Genomic DNA, 15,450 nt, shown 5'->3' with positions numbered 1-15,450 from the left:
ATTTGCCCCAGATTTTCGTAACATGCTCCAAACTCACCGGACGGCGGGTGATTCGGGAGCGACGGCGCCGGGTGACGGCGGGCAACGGCGAGCGGCGGGAACACCGGCCGGCGGTGCTCGGTGGCCCCCCTGGGCGGCGCCTAAAATGGTGGCACTATGACCTCACACTCCCCCATCGGCGGCCACGTCTCCGTCACCGGCGGTCTCGCCAAGGGCGGGCTGCGCTACGCCGCGGACATCGGCGCCGAGATGATCCAGGTGTTCGTCACCAACCCCCGAGGCTGGGCGCTCGCCGCGGGTGACCCCGCCCAGGACGCCGCCCTGCGCGAATCGGGCACGCTGTCCTTCGTGCACGCCTCCTACCTCGTCAACATGGGTTCCCCGAGCCCCGAGACGCTGGAGAAGTCGGTGGCCACCGTGCGCCACAACCTGCTGCGCGCCCACGCGATCGGCGCGAAGGGAGTGGTCGTCCACACGGGGTCGGCGGTGAGCCAGCCCCGTGACGCCGCCCTGCGCCAGCTGCACGAGCACCTCCTGCCGCTCCTGGAGGAGATCCCCGACGACGGGCCCGACCTGCTGCTGGAGTCGATGGCCGGGCAGGGCGGGGTGCTCTGCGCGACCGTCCAGGACCTGGAGCCCTATCTGGAGGCCCTCGACTGGCACCCGAAGGCGGGCGTCTGCTTCGACACCTGCCACGTCTTCTCCGCCGGGCACGACCTGTCGACCTCCGAGGGCGTCAAGGAGACCCTGGACGCCCTGCACGCGGTCGCCCCGGGGCGGCTCAAGCTGGTCCACGCCAACGACTCCAAGGACCCGAGCGGCTCCAGGAGGGACCGGCACGAGAACATCGGCGCCGGCCACATCGGCTCCGCCCCCTTCGCCGAGATGATGCGCCACCCCGCGATGGCGGGGGTGCCGTTCTGCATCGAGACGCCGGGCGGGGCCGAGAAGCACCGCGAGGACGTCGAGGCGCTCAAGAAGCTTCGCGACACCTGATCCGGCGACCGGCTGCCTGCCGGTGGTCACCGGCAGGCAGGGCCCGCGTCCCCCTGAGACCGCGAGGTCGGACGGGACGCCCGTCCTCGTGATCCGGCCGCCCCCGTGTGGCCGGATCACGGTCCGGCCGCTGGCTAACGCGGGCGTCCCGTCACATCGGAGATCGGCGGCCCCTCCCCCTCCGGCCAAGGACCCGGCGGCCGAGTGACCGGATGTCTCCGGCTCTCGACGGTCACCCGGTGTCCGCGCGTCAGGCCTTTGCGAGCCTCGCGGCTCCGTGTCCCCCCTGACGCGGCGGGTCTCGCTCTCCGATGAGGGAACACTAGAGGCGCGTCCAGACGAGTGAGCGGCGCTTTCCCTCCAGCGCGATTAACGGTTCGTAGTTGTCGATGTGCGGAGAGTGGCGACACGACGAACGGCGGCCGGCGGACGACGAACGGTCGATCGGGGGCTTCCGGGACCCACGAGACCACCGGTGAGGAAGCGCACGGGTGTTACCCGCGAGACGCGTGCGGCGAGCGGGATCCGGGTTCGGAAATCCGGCAACGGCAGGCAGGCGTCCCAGGCGGGGCCCCGCGACGCCGTCAGGCATGGCCGGGCCCGGCGGCCCGGGGGTGGGCGTGCCGGTGTCCTCCCGGGCGTGAATCGCCGCACGGGGGCGTAGGAGGGCCCGAGGGGTTTCCTGTACGGCGAGGTCAACGGCCCCGGCCACAGGGCGGTCGTACGGCTCCGAGAGAGGCGGGGAACGGCCGCGGGACCCCTGGGAGCGCGCGGCCCGCCGGCGCGGCCGGAAGAACGCACGGCCCATCGGAGAAAGCCCGGCAGAGAACCCGGCGCGGGGGCGCGGCGGGGAGAGCGGAAGGCCCGGCGGGAAAGGGGAAAGCCCGGCGGGGAAAGGGGACTCGGGAGGACCCCGGACCCCGGGCCCCGGGGAAGGGGCGCCGCTAGCGGAGGGCGGCGGAGGGCAGGGACCTGCCCCGGGCCGCCCCGGGGACGGCCGGGCGGTCGCGGAACTGGCGGACGAGCCGCTCGCGGACCTGGCGGGTGTGGCGGCGGCTGACCGGGAGCGTCTCGGTGCCGACCCTGAGCATCACCCGCCCGCCGTCGAAGCGCAGCTCGCTCACGTGCCGCACCGAGACGAGCGTGCTGCGGTGCACCCTGATGAACCCCGATCCGGCCCAGCGCCGCTCCAGGGCGGCGAGCGGCATGCGGACCAGGTAGCTGCCCTCGTCGGTGTGCAGCCGGACGTAGTCGCCCTGCGCCTCGGCGAACCAGACGGCCTGCTGCGGCACGAACCTCGTCCGCCCGGCGAGCTCGACCGGGATGACGTCCTCGGGCACCGGGTCGGCCGCCGCGGGGGTCATCGCCTCCAGGCGGCGTACCGCCTCGGCCAGCCGGTCGGCCCTGAGCGGCTTGAGCAGGTAGTCGACCGCCTCCAGCTCGAAGGCCTGCACCGCGCACTCCTCGTGGGCGGTGACGAAGACCAGCCGGGGCGGGTTGGGGAAGCCCGCGACGAGCCTGGCCAGGTCGAGGCCGTCGAGGCCGGGCATCCGGATGTCGAGGAAGACCCCGTCCAGCCGCTCGCCCGCACCGACCATCTGGACCATGTCCTGGAGCGCGGTGACGCCGCCCACGGCGGTGGAGACGTGCTCGATCCGGGGGTCCTGGCGGAGGAGGTAGGCGATCTCCTCAAGAGCGGGGACCTCGTCGTCAACGGCCAGGACTCGCAACATGACCCTACGCTGCCCCCTCGACCACATCCGCCGCAAGCTTCATCGCGACTTCAGGTAATACTTTGACTACAAGTAGCTATTGGCGAGGGAGCTTGGGCACGCGGAGCCTCATCGTGGTGCCCGCGTTCGGGGCACTCTCCACGACCAGGCCGTAGTCCTCGCCGTAGATCTGCCGGAACCGCACGTCCACCCCGGCCAGCCCGACCCCCTCCTCGTCGTCCCCGTGCGGGCCCACCCGCGAGGCCGGGCGTGAGGAGCCGCCGTCGAGGAGCAGCCGGGTCCGCTCGGGGGACATGCCCGGGCCGTCGTCCTCCACGCTGATGTGCGCCTCGGGACCGGCGTCGCTGACCACCACCCGCACCTCACCGCGGCGTCCCGCCGCGGCCACCCCGTGCCTGACGGCGTTCTCCACCAGGGGCTGCAGGCACAGGAACGGGACGGGCAGCGACAGCACCTCCGGCGCGACCCGGAGGGTGACGCGCAGCCGGTCGCCGAACCTGGCACGTTCCAGGAGCAGGTAGCGGTCCACGCAGTGCACCTCCTCGGCGAGGGTGGTGAAGTCGCGGGCCCGGCGCAGCGCGTACCGGTTGAAGTCGGCGAACTCCACCAGCAGCTCCCGCGCCCGGTCGGGGTCGGTGCGGACGAAGGAGGCGATGGTGGTCAGCGCGTTGTAGACGAAGTGCGGGGACATCTGGGCGCGCAGCGCCCGCATCTCGGCCGCCATCGTCCGCCGCCGCGAGGAGTCGACCTCGGCGAGCTCCAGCTGCCCCGAGACCCACCGGCCGACCTCGGTGACGGTCCGCACCAGCGCCGTACTCACCACGGTGTCGTACGCGGCCAGCGCGCCGACCACCCGCCCGTCGACGGTGAGCGGCACGACGACGGCGCCACGGACGGCACAGCCTGGCGTGTCGCAGGCCAGTTCCTCCGCGGCCATCACGCGCGGGCGGGCGGAGGCGAGGACCGCACGGGCGTGCTCGGCCGCGTGCTCGCGGTGGCAGCCCGCCGCGCCGTCCCAGGCGAGCAGCCCGCCGGAGTCGACGACCGCGATGGCGCCGGTGCCCAGCAGGGCGCGCAGGTGGCGGACCGCCTTGCGGGCGGACTCGCGGGTGAGCCCGGCCCGCAGCGAGGGGGCCGCCATCGCCGCGATGTGCAGGGTGAGGAAGGTGGCCTCGTCCGTCAGGCCGCCGGAACGGTCCGGACGCTCCCGCCGCGAGCGCGGAAGGAGGAATCCGAGGAGGACGCTGAGGGCGCAGAGCAGCGCCCAGCCGGTCGTCGACATGCGGGAAACCGTAGTCAACACACCCCTCTGATCAGGGAAGAACGCCGATCACGGCGGGCCTTCGCCCGCTTCCTCCTGATAGGAGTAGCGCTGCTCGCGCCAGGGGTCGGCGATGTTGTGGTAGCCGCGCTCCTCCCAGAAGCCGCGTCTGTCCTCCACCAGGTACTCCACGGCGCGGACCCACTTGACGCTCTTCCAGGCGTACAGGTGCGGGACGATCATCCGCACCGGGAACCCGCGCTCCGGGGAGATGGGCTTCTCGTCGAACTCCAGCGCGAACATGGTCTGGGAGCGGACGAAGTCGCTCAGCCGGACGTTGGCGCTGTAGCCGTACTCACCCCAGATCATCACGTGCTTCACGTCGGGCGCGGGCGGGGCGATCGCCATCAGCGTCTCCGTGGACACCCCGCTCCACTCGTTGCCCATGATCGAGAACTTGGTGACGCAGTGGAAGTCGGCCACGATCGTGGTGCGCGGCAGCTCGGAGAACTGGGGCCAGGTGAAGCGGTGCTGCTCGCCCGAGGCGGTCGCCCCCATGACGTGCAGCTGCCAGGTCGCCGGGCGGAACGTGGGCACCCTGCCGTAGTGGATCACCGGCCTGCCCCGTGGGACGTACTGACCAGGGGGCAGGCGAGGCTCCTCCGGCGATTCGGACTGCTCCACCGTCACTCCCCTCGCCGTTTCCCCGCTGGCACGGGGTAATCCTGCCACCACCGGTTTCCCGCCACCTCGGTGGCCACCGCATTGCCCCCTTCCCCGCCCCGCCGCCGGGTCACGGGAGAGCGCGTTCTCGTCGTGCGCTATCATTTGCGGCTATGCGCACCGCGTTCTGGTTTTGGTATGGCGACGGACCCTTAGGTCGGACCGTTCGCCACCAGATGCTGCGCTGACAGCCTGGCGAACGAAAGGCCCCGGGTCCGGTTTTCGGACCCGGGGCCTTTCGCGTTTTCCGGCCCCTGTCAAGAACGCCACAACCAACGAGAACCATCGGAGTCCGCCGGGATCGGCGGGCTCCGGCGGGAAGATCGAGAGGCAGAGAAATGGTCATCGTCATGGGTCCCGGCGCCACCCGGGAGGACGTCGAGGCGATCGTGGAGATCATCGGCGCGGCGGGCGGCGAGGCGTTCGTCAGCCGGGGCGTGAGCCGCACGATCATCGGCCTGGTCGGCGACATCGCCCAGTTCGCCACCCTCGACCTGCGCGGGATGCCGGGCGTGGCCGACGTGATGCGGGTGAGCGCGCCGTACAAGCTGGTGAGCCGCGACAACCATCCCGAGCGCTCCACCGTGCGCGTCGGCGGCGTGCCGATCGGCCCGGACACGGTCACCCTGATCGCCGGGCCGTGCGCCGTGGAGACCCCCGGGCAGACCCTGGAGGCCGCCCTGATGGCGAAGGCGGCCGGGGCCACCCTGCTGCGCGGCGGCGCCTACAAGCCCCGCACCTCCCCGTACGCCTTCCAGGGGCTCGGCGAGGCGGGCCTGCGCATCCTCGCGGACGTGCGCGAGGAGACCGGGCTGCCCATCGTCACCGAGGTCGTCGACGCCGACGACGTGGAGCTGGTGGCCTCCTACGCCGACATGCTCCAGGTCGGCACCCGCAACGCGCAGAACTTCGCGCTGCTGCAGGCCGTCGGCGCCTCCGGCAAGCCGGTGATGCTCAAGCGCGGGATGAGCGCCACCATCGAGGAGTGGCTGATGGCCGCCGAGTACGTCGCCCAGCGCGGCAACCTCGACATCGTGCTGTGCGAGCGCGGCATCCGCACCTTCGAGACCGCCACCCGCAACACCCTGGACGTCTCGGCGGTGCCGCTCGCCCAGCGGCTGTCGCACCTGCCGGTGATCGTCGACCCGTCCCACTCCGGCGGCCACCGCGACCTGGTCCTGCCGCTCACCCGCGCGGCCGTCGCGGCCGGGGCCGACGGCGTGATCATCGACGTCCACCCGCACCCCGAGCAGGCCCTCTGCGACGGCCCGCAGGCGCTCGTCCACGGCGACCTGGAGGAGCTCGCCCGGGTGATGGAGCTCTTCCCGCCGCTGCTGGGCAAGGTCGCCGCCGGTGACCTCCTGGCCCCCGCCTGACACCTCCCGGCCCTCCCGGCCTCCCTGCCCTCTCGGCCTCTCGGCCTCTCGGCCGTGACGCTCCCGGGAGCCTGCCCGGCCGGGACCTCCTGACCCCTCGGGTGCGCCCGGGGGGATCAGGCGTCGATCTTGTACTCCTGCAGGGAACCGGCGAGCTGGACGGCGAGCTCCTCGGCGTCGAGGCGGCGCTCGATCTTCTTCAGGTCGGCGACCTTCGCGGCGGTCTCGGCCTTGCGGGGGGCCAGGAGCGTGCAGCAGTCCTCGTCGGGCAGCTCGGAGATCGCCAGGGTGCCGATGCGGCGGGCCTCGGCCATGATCTCGGTCTTGTCGAGACCGATGAGGGGACGCAGGATCGGCATGTCGACGGCGTCGTCCTGGGCGGTGATGTTCTGCAGGGTCTGCGAGGAGACCTGTCCCAGGGAGTCGCCGGTGACCAGGGCCCCGGCGCGCAGACGGCGGGCGACCTCCTCGCCGGTCTTCAGCATCAGCCGCCGCTGGGTGATGATCGCGAGGCGCTCCTGCCCCGAGGCCTTGATCGACTGCTGGGCCTTGCCGAACGGGACGACCCACAGCCGTGACCCGCCCTGGAACTTGTCCAGCGCCCTGACCAGGGCGTACGCCTTGTAGATGGACTCGGAGGTGGTGAAGGGGATGCCGGAGAAGTGCAGGAAGTCGACCCGCAGGCCACGGCGCATCATCCGGTAGGCGGCCACCGGGGAGTCGATGCCGCCCGACATCAGCACCAGGCCCCTGCCGCTGGTGCCGACCGGCAGCCCGCCCTGGCCCGGCTGCCCGCCGGTGAAGACGAACGCCTCGTCGCGGTCGACCTCGATGGAGACCACCAGCTCGGGGTTCTTCAGGTCGACCGGCAGGCCGTAGATGTCGTTGAGCTCGCCGCCGACCGAGCGGTCCAGCTGCATCGAGGTGAGCGGGAAGCGCTTGTCGCGGCGGCGGGAGCGCACCGCGAAGGAGACGCCGCGCCTGACGTCGTCGCGGTCGGCCAGCAGCTCGATGGCCGCCTTGGTGATCGCCGAGGGGTCCTTCTCCACCCGCCAGGCGCGGTGGACCCAGACCAGGCCGGGGACGTACGAGACGCGCTCGGCGACCGCGTCGGCGATCTCCGCGCCGCTGCCGTCCGGCAGGAAGAGCGCGATGACACCGTGGCGCTGCCGTACGTCGACCTTGACGCCGACGTCCTTCAGGGCGGCCTTGATGTTGGCCTGCAACCTGCGCTCGAAGAGCTCGCGGTTGTTGCCCTTGAGGACGACCTCGCCCAGTTTGAGCAGAACGCAGGGCTCGCCCAAGGCGGACATGGTCATGGTGCGACCTCCGGTGGAACTTCGAGGGGGACGGGGAGTCGGGAGACGCCGGGAACCCGATTTCGGGGAACCTCGGTCAAGTCTCTCGCGCGCTCACGCAAAGACAACGTCTCGACCTTGTCACTTTAGTCGCGCTCACGACCCGTCGAGGCCCTGCTCGATCGCGTAGCGGACCAGCTCCACCCGATTGTGGAGCTGGAGCTTGTTCAACGTGTTCTGGACGTGGTTCTGCACCGTCCGGTGCGAGAGCACGAGACGCTCGGCGATCTGCTTGTACGACAGGCCCTTGGCGACCAGGCGCAGCACCTCGGTCTCCCGCTCGGTCAGGCGGGGGGTCGCCTCGGGCGCGGGCCTGGCGGCCAGCCTGCGGTACTCCCCCAGGACGAGTCCCGCCAGGCCCGGGGTGAACACCGCGTCGCCCTCGGCGGTGCGCCTGACCGCGTCGAGGAACTCCTCCTTGCTCGCGGATTTCAGGAGATATCCGGACGCGCCCGCCTTGACGGCCTCCAGCACGTCCTCCTGCTCGCCGCTGGCCGACAGCATCAGCACCCTGGGCGGCGGCTCCGACGCGGCGAGCCTCCTGGCCACCTCGACCCCCGGCATGTCGGGCAGTTGCAGGTCGAGCACGACCAGCTCGGGCCGGACCGCCGCGGCCACCCGGACCGCCTGCCGCCCCTCCCCGACCGTCGCCACGACCTCGTACCCGGCCTCGGCCAGGTCCCTGGCCACCCCGTCCCTCCACATCGGGTGGTCGTCCACCACCATCACGCGCATTGGCTCACCTTAAAGCCGTTCTGTCCCACCCTGCCGGTCTTCTTCCCGTCACCCGCCCCGGAGGTCACCCGCCCACGCCACTCGTACACCACTCGTACGCCACTCGCACGCCACGACCGGAAGCCGTCGCGGCCCACCCGGCCCAACCGCCCTAACCCGCCGGAACCGACATCTCGATCTCGGTGCCCCGGCCGGGTCCGGAGATCACGGTGACCGTGCCGCCGAGGTCGGCGATGCGGCCCCTGATGGACTGCGCGACGCCGAGCCGCCCGGCGGCGGCGGCCTCGTCCAGGCGTCCGGGCGCGATGCCGGGCCCCTCGTCCCTGACGGTCACGGTGACCAGCCCGTCCTCGCCCTCGGCGAAGACCCACGCGGGCGCCCGCGCCCCGCAGTGGCGGGCGACGTTGTCCAGGGCGGCCCCGACCGCGGCGGCCATCTCGGCCGCGGTGGCCGCGGGCAGGGTGAGCGGGGTCGCCGGGGCCGAGACGGTGACCGTGGCCGAGCCGTACCTGTGCAGCAGGACGCACAGGTCGGCGGTGCCCAGGGCGGACGTCTCGGGCCTGAGCCTGACCAGCTCGCGCAGCGCGGCCTCCTGCTCGCCCGCGAGCCTGCCCAGCTCGGCCGCCTCGCCGCCGATCTCCTGCCCGCGCCGCTGGACCAGCGCGAGCACCTGGAGTACCGAGTCGTGGATCCCCCGGGCGAGCCGCTCCCGCTCCCGCCCGGCCGCCTCCAGCTCGATCGCCTGCTGCATGCGCTCCTCGGCCTTCTTGGCGAGCCGGGCCACGTGCCCGACGACCACCCCGGCGAGGAAGAGCAGGACGGTGCCGTTGATCGGCAGCATCCCGAGGTCGCCCCCGAGGACGCCGCGCAGCCACAGGTCGGCGAGCGAGACGATCAGCGCGGCCACCGCCCCCAGCCGCCGCCCGCCGTACACCGCCCAGGCGAGCACCGCACCGCCCATCCAGGTGCCGGTGATCGGCAGGCTGCCCTGCTGGTAGATGCCCTGCACGGCCGGAGTGGCGAGCAGGCAGCCCACGGTCACGAGCATGTCGGCGGCGAGCAGGGGCCGGCCGCGGAACTCCCTGATGGAGTAGGCGAAGATCGTCGCCACGGTCCACAGCGCCATGACGCCGATCACCAGCCAGCCGGTCGCCGGGTGGGCGTACCCCCCGGCCCGGACGAGCAGGAGCGCCGCGTACGCGAGGGACGCGACGCGGAAGACCGCCACCGCCCGCCAGAACGGATCCTCGATTCCGGTCACCGGCCACCCTCGCTTTTCGCCGCAAAGGTGACGAACTGCAATAATCCCCTGATTTCCCTCTTACGAGAAACCGGAACATGTCCCACGTAGATCACTTCTCCTATGGCCTGCTCACCCCCGTGCTGGCCTACGTCATGTCGAGCGTCGGATGCATGCTCGGCCTTCTGCTCACCGCCAAGGCCCGCGCGACGACGGGCGCGGCCCGCGCCCGCTGGCTGGCGGGCGGGGCGCTGTCCATCGGCGGCACCGGAATCTGGGTCATGCACTTCGTCGCCATGATGGGCTTCGCCGTCGGCGGTGGCCAGATCCGTTACGACGTTCCGCTGACGGTCGGCTCGGCGGCCCTGGCGGTCGTCATCGTGGGCGCGGGCCTGTTCCTGGTCTCCTACCGGGGGGAGAAGGTGCTCCCGCTGCTGTCCGGGGGCGTACTCACCGGTCTCGGCGTGGCGGGTATGCACTACATCGGGATGTTCGCGATGAACATGTCGGCGCAGGTCTCCTACGACCCGCTGCTGGTCGGGCTCTCGGTGCTGATCGCGATCGCCGCCTCCACGGTGGCGCTCTGGTTCACCCTGCGGGTCAGCGGCGCGCTCGCCACCGGCGGCGCCGCGCTGATCATGGCTCTGGCGGTCTGCGGCATGCACTACACCGGCATGTTCGCCCTCGAGGTACGGCCGCTGATCTCGCTGGCTCCGATCGAGGGGGCCCGGGGCGTCGACTTCATGCTGCCCACACTGGCCCTGGTGAGCCTGCTCACCCTCGGCCTGCTGCTGGCCGTCATCCTGGCGCCGTCGCAGCGGGAGATGGAGACCGACGCCGCCCTGCTGGCCAGGCTGGAGAACCGCCGCGACGAGGACCGGCTCCGCGAGCCGGCCGCCCCCGCCCCGGCCCCCGCGCCGAAGGGCCCGTCACTGTTCGACTCCCGGGAGCGGTGATGTACGGCTTGCGCCCCCGCTGGTGCCTGGTCAAGGCGCAAGCCGTACATGGAGGGGACTCGCGAGCGGCCGCCCTGCCGGGAGGCTAGGGGAGGCCGCTTGCAGAACACTTACCGGGGCCGAGACCCCGGGAGGCTCAGCCGAAGAAGACCTCGGCCTCCTCGTAGCGGCCGGCCGGAACGGTCTTCAGCTCCTTGGTGGCCTCGTCGAGGCCGACCCTGACGATGTCGGTGCCCTGCAGGGCGACCATCTTGCCGAAGTCGCCCTCCTGCACCGCGTCGATGGCCTGCAGGCCGAACCGGGTGGCCAGCACCCGGTCGAAGGCCGTGGGGGTGCCGCCGCGCTGGATGTGGCCGAGCACGGTGGTGCGGGCCTCCTTGCCGGTGCGCTTCTCGATCTCCTTGGCGAGGTTCTCGCCGATGCCGCCGAGCCGGACGTGGCCGAAGGCGTCGAGCTCGCCCGCCTGCAGCGCCATCTGGCCCTCGACCGGGTGCGCGCCCTCGGCCACGACGATGATCGGCGCGTACTTCGTCTTGAAGCGGGACTCGACGTAGGCGCAGACCTTGTCGATGTCGAAGGGCTTCTCCGGGATGAGGATGACGTTGGCGCCGCCCGCCATTCCGGCGTGCAGGGCGATCCAGCCCGCGTGGCGGCCCATGACCTCGCAGATCAGCGCGCGGTGGTGGGACTCGGCGGTGGTGTGCAGGCGGTCGATCGCCTCGACGGCGATGTTGACGGCCGTGTCGAAGCCGAAGGTGTAGTCGGTCGCGTTGAGGTCGTTGTCGATCGTCTTGGGCACGCCGACGACCTTCACGCCCTTGTCGAAGAGCTGCTTGGCCACACCGAGGGTGTCCTCGCCGCCGATCGCGATCAGCGCGTCGACCCCGCCCTTCGCGAGGTTCTCCTTGATCTTCTCAACGCCGCCCTCGATCTTGATCGGGTTGGTCCTGGAAGAGCCAAGGATCGTTCCGCCGCGCGGCAGGATCCCGCGTACGGCGTCGATGTCAAGCGGCATGGTGTCGCCCTCGAGGGGGCCCCGCCAGCCGTCGCGGAAACCGACGAACTCATGTCCGTGGACGCCCACTCCCTTGCGCACGACAGCGCGGATAACGGCGTTCAGGCCGGGGCAGTCGCCGCCTCCGGTGAGCACTCCGATACGCATGGCATCCTCCGGTAATGAGTTGGGTGACAAGATGGCCAGACTAAGTGGCACGGTCGGTACGGCGATGGGTTTTCGCCACCGACGCAACGCATTCTGCCCGCAGATGCGCCCAGTGGTCTAGACCAAATGAGCAGTCCGCGCCTGTCGTTTCCCGTGATCGGCGGGTGAGCCGCCCGGCGGGCCCGGTTCTCCCGCGTCCGGCCGGGCACACGCGTCACGGGCACCTCGGGAGGCGACGCCGGACGCGGGAGAGATGTCCCTTTTTGGGAATGCTACCGAATTGCGGGTTAGTGCTCCGGCCTTCAGGCCGGGGGTGAAGGCCCGCGCGGGAGTGCCCGCTAGGGCGCGAGCGTGCCTTGACCTTCCCGGTTTTGCTGTTCGGCCCACCACGTGTAGGAGACGAGGACGGCGCGGGGTTCGCCGTGGCGTTCCACGATGGTGGGTTCGCCGGTGAAGTGGGCGACGTCGATGCGGCGGCCTAGCTGGTCTCGGAGTTCTCGAACACTCATACGCTCAGTCATAAGGCATGGTACCGTTGGTACCGTACGGCTTCGATACCAGTACCGGCTCTACCCGACCGCCGACCAGCGCCACGCGCTGGCACGGGCGTTCGGGTGCGCCCGCGTGGTGTTCAACGACGGACTGCGCGCACGCCAAGACGCCCACGAGGCGGGGCTGCCGTACATCTGCGACGGAGACCTGTCCAAGCAGGTCATCACCCAGGCCAAGCTCACCGTGGAGCGCGGATGGCTGGGCGAGGTGTCCGCCGTCGTGTTGCAGCAGGCCCTCGCCGACCTCAACACGGCCTACCGCAACTTCTTTGCCTCGCTGTCGGGCAAGCGCAAGGGCCGCGAGGTCGCGCCGCCCCGGTTCCGGTCGAAGAAGAACAACCAGGGCGAAGAAGCTCCGCAAAGCCCAAAAAGCGCTGAGTCGCAAGGAGAAGGGTTCCGCGAACCGGGCCAAGGCCCGGGTGAAGGTCGCCCGCGCACACGCCCGCGTAGCTGACACCCGCCGGGACTTCGCCCACAAGCTCTCCGCCGTATTGATCAGCGACAACCAAGCTGTGTACGTGGAGAACCTGGCGGTGTCCGCTCTGGCGCGCACGAAGCTCGCCAAGAGCGTGCACGACGCGGGCTGGTCGCAGTTCGTGGCGATGCTGGAGTACAAGGCCGCCAGGTGCGGGCGGACCTTCGTGAAGATCGACCGATGGTTTCCCTCGTCGAAGCTGTGCTCAACCTGCGGCACCGTCGCCGAGGAGATGCCGCTGGACGTCCGGTCGTGGATCTGCCCGTGCGGGGCGGTTCACGACCGGGACGTCAACGCTGCGATCAACATTCTGGCAGCCGGACGGGCGGACAGGTTAAACGCCTGTGGAGGTGACGTAAGACCACCGCTCGCGGTGGCGGACGCCGACGAAGCAGGAAGCCTCAGAGGTGCCGCATGACGCGGCACCGACTGAATCCCCGGCCTTCAGGCCGGGGAGCGCGTCAAGGCAGGGGCAGCACGCAGGAGGGGGTGCCGACGGCGAAGACCCCTTCCACGGGCTGCGGTACGCCCCCCTTGAGCGGGAGCACGGCGATGTCGTCCGAGCGCTGGTTGGCCACGTACACGCGGTCGTCGGCGATGGCGAAGTGCCTCGGCCAGGCACCTCCGCAGGGGACCTCCGCCACCGGGTCCAGCCCGGGTCCCGCGAAGACCGAGATCGTGTCGGGTCCCCGGTTCGCGACGTAGACGAGCCCGCCGGAGACCTCCAGGTGCGAGGGCTGGTTGTGCCCCACCCTCCCGCTGGCCGGGACGGCGGCGATCTCGCGCCACTCCCCGCCGGAGGCGCCGGGCCCCCGGGACCCGTCGGACCCGTCGGACCCGTCGGACCCGTCGGAGCCGTCGGAGCCGTCGGAGCCGTCGGAGCCGTCGAGGCCCTCGGTGCCGTCAAGCCCGTCGGAGACCTCGTAGACGCGCACGGTGCCGTCCAGTTCCCCCGCCACGTACCAGTGACCTTCCCACCAGGCCATGTGCCGGGGGCCCATGCCGGAGGCGAGCCGCACCGGACCGGCGGGGTGCGGGACCACCTCGTCCCCGACCAGGTAGCGGCGGACCTCGTCGGAGCCCAGGTCGCTGACGTACAGCACCCCGTCGGGGCCGAAGACCGCCTGGTGGGCGTGGGCGCCCTCGCGGTAGGGGAAGATCCACACGTCGGTCAGCAGGCCGGATCCGTCGATACCGTGGACGCTGACCGTGCCGTCGCCGTAGTTGGCCACCGCGAGGCGCGTGCCGGTGGGGTCCACCGCCAGGTGACAGGGGGCCGACCCCTCGCTGGGCCGCTGCGCGAGCGGGCTCAGCGTGCCGTCCCCGGCGCGGGCGAAGACGCCGACCGTGCCGCGCTCGCTCTCCCCCACCGCGTAGAGGACCGGAAGGGTGGGGTGGACGGCGAGGAAGGAGGGGCCGGAGGACGCCGTCTCCCCGAGCCGCGCGAGGCTCCCCAGCTCGACCAGGGTGATCCCCGGCCCGGACCCGTTGGTGTCCGGGGTGTATCCGCCGACGTACGCGACCTCAGCCATCATGCTCCCACCATGGGCGCGGCACGCGCCGCCCCCGCTCATCATCCGTTCTCAGGCAAAGTGCGAAGTTAGCGCAGCCGACCGTGGATCTCACAGGAGGCCAGGTCGATTAGTTCATTGACTCCGTCAACGAATTGGTTGATTCTGTCAAGCATGGAGAGACACGTCGCGGACGTCCGCGCCTTCAACCGCTTCTACACACGGCTGATCGGCGTGCTGCACCAGGGAGTCCTGGACAGCCCCTACTCGCTGACCGAGGTGCGGGTGCTGTTCGAGCTGGACCGGGCGGGCCGGATGGAGACGGGCGAGCTGCGGAGGCTGCTCGGGCTCGACGCCGGATACCTCAGCCGGATGCTCGGCAGGTTCGAGGGCGAGGGCCTGGTGGTGCGCGCGCGTTCCGCCGCCGACGCACGGCGGCAGGTGGTCGAGCTGACCGCCGAGGGCAGGGCCAGGTTCGCGGGCTTCGACGAGCGCGCGGCGGAGGAGGTACGCGACCTGCTGGCCGGGGTGAGCGACGAGGACCGCGGGCGGCTGGTCGCGAGCATGGCGACGATCGAGGGGATCCTCGGCCGGGAGCCGAGGACGGACCGGCCCTACGTCATCCGCCCGCCGCGCGCCGGCGACCTCGGCTGGGTGGTCTACCGGCACGGCACCCTCTACAGCCAGGAGCAGGGCTGGGGGATGGACTTCGAGGCGATGGTGGCCAGGATCGTGGCCGACTACGCGGACGATCACGACCCCCGGCGCGAGGCGGGCTGGATCGCCGAGGTGGACGGCGAGCGCGCCGGGTGCGTCTTCTGCGTGCGCAAGGACGACGAGACCGCGCAGCTGCGGATGCTGCTGGTCGAGCCGTCCGCGCGCGGCCTGGGCATCGGCACCCGGCTCGTGGAGGAGTGCGTGCGCTTCGCCAGGGCCGCCGGCTACCGGCGGATGATGCTGTGGACCAGGGACGTCCTGGTGGGCGCGAGGCGCATCTACCGGGCGACGGGCTTCGAGCTGGTCGAGAAGGAGCGGGGCGCGGACGGCGACACCTTCGTCGAGGAGATCTGGGCCCGCGACCTCTGAGCGCCCCTCGCCCCCATCTGGACCCGCGCCCCCCGAGGGCCCTCGCCCCACCTGAACCCGTGACCCCTGAGGACCTTCACCCCCACCTGAACCCGTGACCTCCGAGAGCTTTCACCCTCACCTGAACCCGCGACCTCCAAGCGCCCTCGCCTTCGCGGCGAACCCGCCACGTGGGGCGGCGAAGGCTCCAACCGGCCCCCGGCCGGTCGGCCACCGGTTCAAGAGCCCTGCTCAGGGACCGTCTCCAACCCCGCCCTAATTCCCTCTTTATAGATAGGTATTATGTG

13 protein-coding genes and 1 pseudogene are annotated in these 15,450 nt (G+C 71.4%); 5 read left to right on the top strand and 9 right to left on the bottom strand.

Features of this window, described 5'->3' with window-relative positions:
- Nucleotides 1-156 precede the first annotated feature (156 nt).
- Entirely contained in the window at nt 157-996 is an 840-nt protein-coding gene (locus tag ACFYWM_RS00240; protein WP_389906772.1) for a deoxyribonuclease IV, read from the top strand.
- A gap of 944 nt (nt 997-1,940) precedes the next feature.
- On the opposite strand, the gene ACFYWM_RS00235 is transcribed toward ACFYWM_RS00240, so the two are convergent.
- The 3 genes from ACFYWM_RS00235 to ACFYWM_RS00225 form a co-directional block, all read right to left on the bottom strand.
- Nucleotides 1,941-2,729, bottom strand: a complete 789-nt coding sequence (locus ACFYWM_RS00235) for a LytR/AlgR family response regulator transcription factor (protein ID WP_389906770.1) — start codon at nt 2,727-2,729, stop codon at nt 1,941-1,943.
- Between the two features lie 76 nt (nt 2,730-2,805).
- Nucleotides 2,806-4,011, bottom strand: coding sequence for a histidine kinase (locus ACFYWM_RS00230; protein WP_389906768.1), 1,206 nt, complete (start codon nt 4,009-4,011; stop codon nt 2,806-2,808).
- Between the two features lie 48 nt (nt 4,012-4,059).
- Nucleotides 4,060-4,674, bottom strand: a complete 615-nt coding sequence (locus tag ACFYWM_RS00225) for a molybdopterin-dependent oxidoreductase (RefSeq protein WP_389906766.1) — start codon at nt 4,672-4,674, stop codon at nt 4,060-4,062.
- A 377-nt stretch (nt 4,675-5,051) separates the two neighbouring features.
- Between ACFYWM_RS00225 and aroF the strand changes: the two genes are divergently transcribed.
- Nucleotides 5,052-6,089: a 3-deoxy-7-phosphoheptulonate synthase gene (gene aroF / locus ACFYWM_RS00220; RefSeq protein WP_389906764.1), complete on the top strand. Its 1,038-nt coding sequence runs from the start codon at nt 5,052-5,054 to the stop codon at nt 6,087-6,089.
- A gap of 116 nt (nt 6,090-6,205) precedes the next feature.
- Here the strand turns inward: aroF and thiI are convergent, their stop codons facing one another.
- From thiI to macS, 3 genes are all read right to left on the bottom strand, one after another.
- Nucleotides 6,206-7,408: a tRNA uracil 4-sulfurtransferase ThiI gene (gene thiI / locus ACFYWM_RS00215; RefSeq protein ID WP_389906762.1), complete on the bottom strand. Its 1,203-nt coding sequence runs from the start codon at nt 7,406-7,408 to the stop codon at nt 6,206-6,208.
- Nucleotides 7,409-7,543: 135 nt separating this feature from the next.
- On the bottom strand, nt 7,544-8,182 hold the full coding sequence (locus ACFYWM_RS00210; protein ID WP_389906760.1) for a response regulator: 639 nt from the start codon (nt 8,180-8,182) through the stop codon (nt 7,544-7,546).
- A 151-nt stretch (nt 8,183-8,333) separates the two neighbouring features.
- Nucleotides 8,334-9,443 carry a MacS family sensor histidine kinase gene (macS, locus tag ACFYWM_RS00205; protein ID WP_389906758.1) on the bottom strand — a complete coding sequence of 370 codons (1,110 nt, stop codon included), beginning with the start codon at nt 9,441-9,443 and terminating at the stop codon, nt 8,334-8,336.
- Nucleotides 9,444-9,520: 77 nt separating this feature from the next.
- Between macS and ACFYWM_RS00200 the strand changes: the two genes are divergently transcribed.
- Nucleotides 9,521-10,378 (top strand): MHYT domain-containing protein, encoded by an 858-nt coding sequence (locus tag ACFYWM_RS00200; RefSeq protein ID WP_389906756.1) that lies wholly within the window; start codon nt 9,521-9,523, stop codon nt 10,376-10,378.
- A 136-nt stretch (nt 10,379-10,514) separates the two neighbouring features.
- Here the strand turns inward: ACFYWM_RS00200 and ACFYWM_RS00195 are convergent, their stop codons facing one another.
- Entirely contained in the window at nt 10,515-11,540 is a 1,026-nt protein-coding gene (locus ACFYWM_RS00195) for a 6-phosphofructokinase (protein WP_389906754.1), read from the bottom strand.
- A gap of 338 nt (nt 11,541-11,878) precedes the next feature.
- Nucleotides 11,879-12,049, bottom strand: coding sequence for a type II toxin-antitoxin system Phd/YefM family antitoxin (locus ACFYWM_RS00190; protein WP_389906752.1), 171 nt, complete (start codon nt 12,047-12,049; stop codon nt 11,879-11,881).
- Between the two features lie 10 nt (nt 12,050-12,059).
- On the opposite strand from ACFYWM_RS00190, the pseudogene ACFYWM_RS00185 reads away from it, so the two are divergent.
- A pseudogene (locus tag ACFYWM_RS00185) lies at nt 12,060-12,984 on the top strand (RNA-guided endonuclease InsQ/TnpB family protein).
- A 43-nt stretch (nt 12,985-13,027) separates the two neighbouring features.
- On the opposite strand, the gene ACFYWM_RS00180 reads toward ACFYWM_RS00185, so the two are convergent.
- Nucleotides 13,028-14,098: a lactonase family protein gene (locus ACFYWM_RS00180; RefSeq protein ID WP_389906750.1), complete on the bottom strand. Its 1,071-nt coding sequence runs from the start codon at nt 14,096-14,098 to the stop codon at nt 13,028-13,030.
- A 153-nt stretch (nt 14,099-14,251) separates the two neighbouring features.
- On the opposite strand from ACFYWM_RS00180, the gene ACFYWM_RS00175 reads away from it, so the two are divergent.
- On the top strand, nt 14,252-15,163 hold the full coding sequence (locus ACFYWM_RS00175) for a GNAT family N-acetyltransferase (RefSeq protein ID WP_389906748.1): 912 nt from the start codon (nt 14,252-14,254) through the stop codon (nt 15,161-15,163).
- Nucleotides 15,164-15,450: the final 287 nt, after the last annotated feature.

Source organism: Streptosporangium sp. NPDC002721, from assembly GCF_042888905.1.
Lineage (GTDB): Bacteria > Actinomycetota > Actinomycetes > Streptosporangiales > Streptosporangiaceae > Streptosporangium.
The sequence above is the reverse complement of the archived record's forward strand: the minus strand, read 5'-3'. Positions and strand labels throughout refer to the sequence as shown.

Excerpts from the sequence above, each read along its gene's own strand:
- thiI (WP_389906762.1), bottom strand. The coding sequence starts at position 7,408 with ATGACCATGTCCGCCTTGGGCGAGCCCTGCGTTCTGCTCAAACTGGGC.
- ACFYWM_RS00200 (WP_389906756.1), top strand. The coding sequence starts at position 9,521 with ATGTCCCACGTAGATCACTTCTCCTATGGCCTGCTCACCCCCGTGCTG.
- ACFYWM_RS00230 (WP_389906768.1), bottom strand. The coding sequence starts at position 4,011 with ATGTCGACGACCGGCTGGGCGCTGCTCTGCGCCCTCAGCGTCCTCCTC.
- ACFYWM_RS00210 (WP_389906760.1), bottom strand. The coding sequence starts at position 8,182 with ATGCGCGTGATGGTGGTGGACGACCACCCGATGTGGAGGGACGGGGTG.
- ACFYWM_RS00180 (WP_389906750.1), bottom strand. The coding sequence starts at position 14,098 with ATGGCTGAGGTCGCGTACGTCGGCGGATACACCCCGGACACCAACGGG.
- ACFYWM_RS00235 (WP_389906770.1), bottom strand. The coding sequence starts at position 2,729 with ATGTTGCGAGTCCTGGCCGTTGACGACGAGGTCCCCGCTCTTGAGGAG.
- ACFYWM_RS00175 (WP_389906748.1), top strand. The coding sequence starts at position 14,252 with ATGGAGAGACACGTCGCGGACGTCCGCGCCTTCAACCGCTTCTACACA.
- aroF (WP_389906764.1), top strand. The coding sequence starts at position 5,052 with ATGGTCATCGTCATGGGTCCCGGCGCCACCCGGGAGGACGTCGAGGCG.
- ACFYWM_RS00195 (WP_389906754.1), bottom strand. The coding sequence starts at position 11,540 with ATGCGTATCGGAGTGCTCACCGGAGGCGGCGACTGCCCCGGCCTGAAC.
- ACFYWM_RS00190 (WP_389906752.1), bottom strand. The coding sequence starts at position 12,049 with ATGAGTGTTCGAGAACTCCGAGACCAGCTAGGCCGCCGCATCGACGTC.
- ACFYWM_RS00240 (WP_389906772.1), top strand. The coding sequence starts at position 157 with ATGACCTCACACTCCCCCATCGGCGGCCACGTCTCCGTCACCGGCGGT.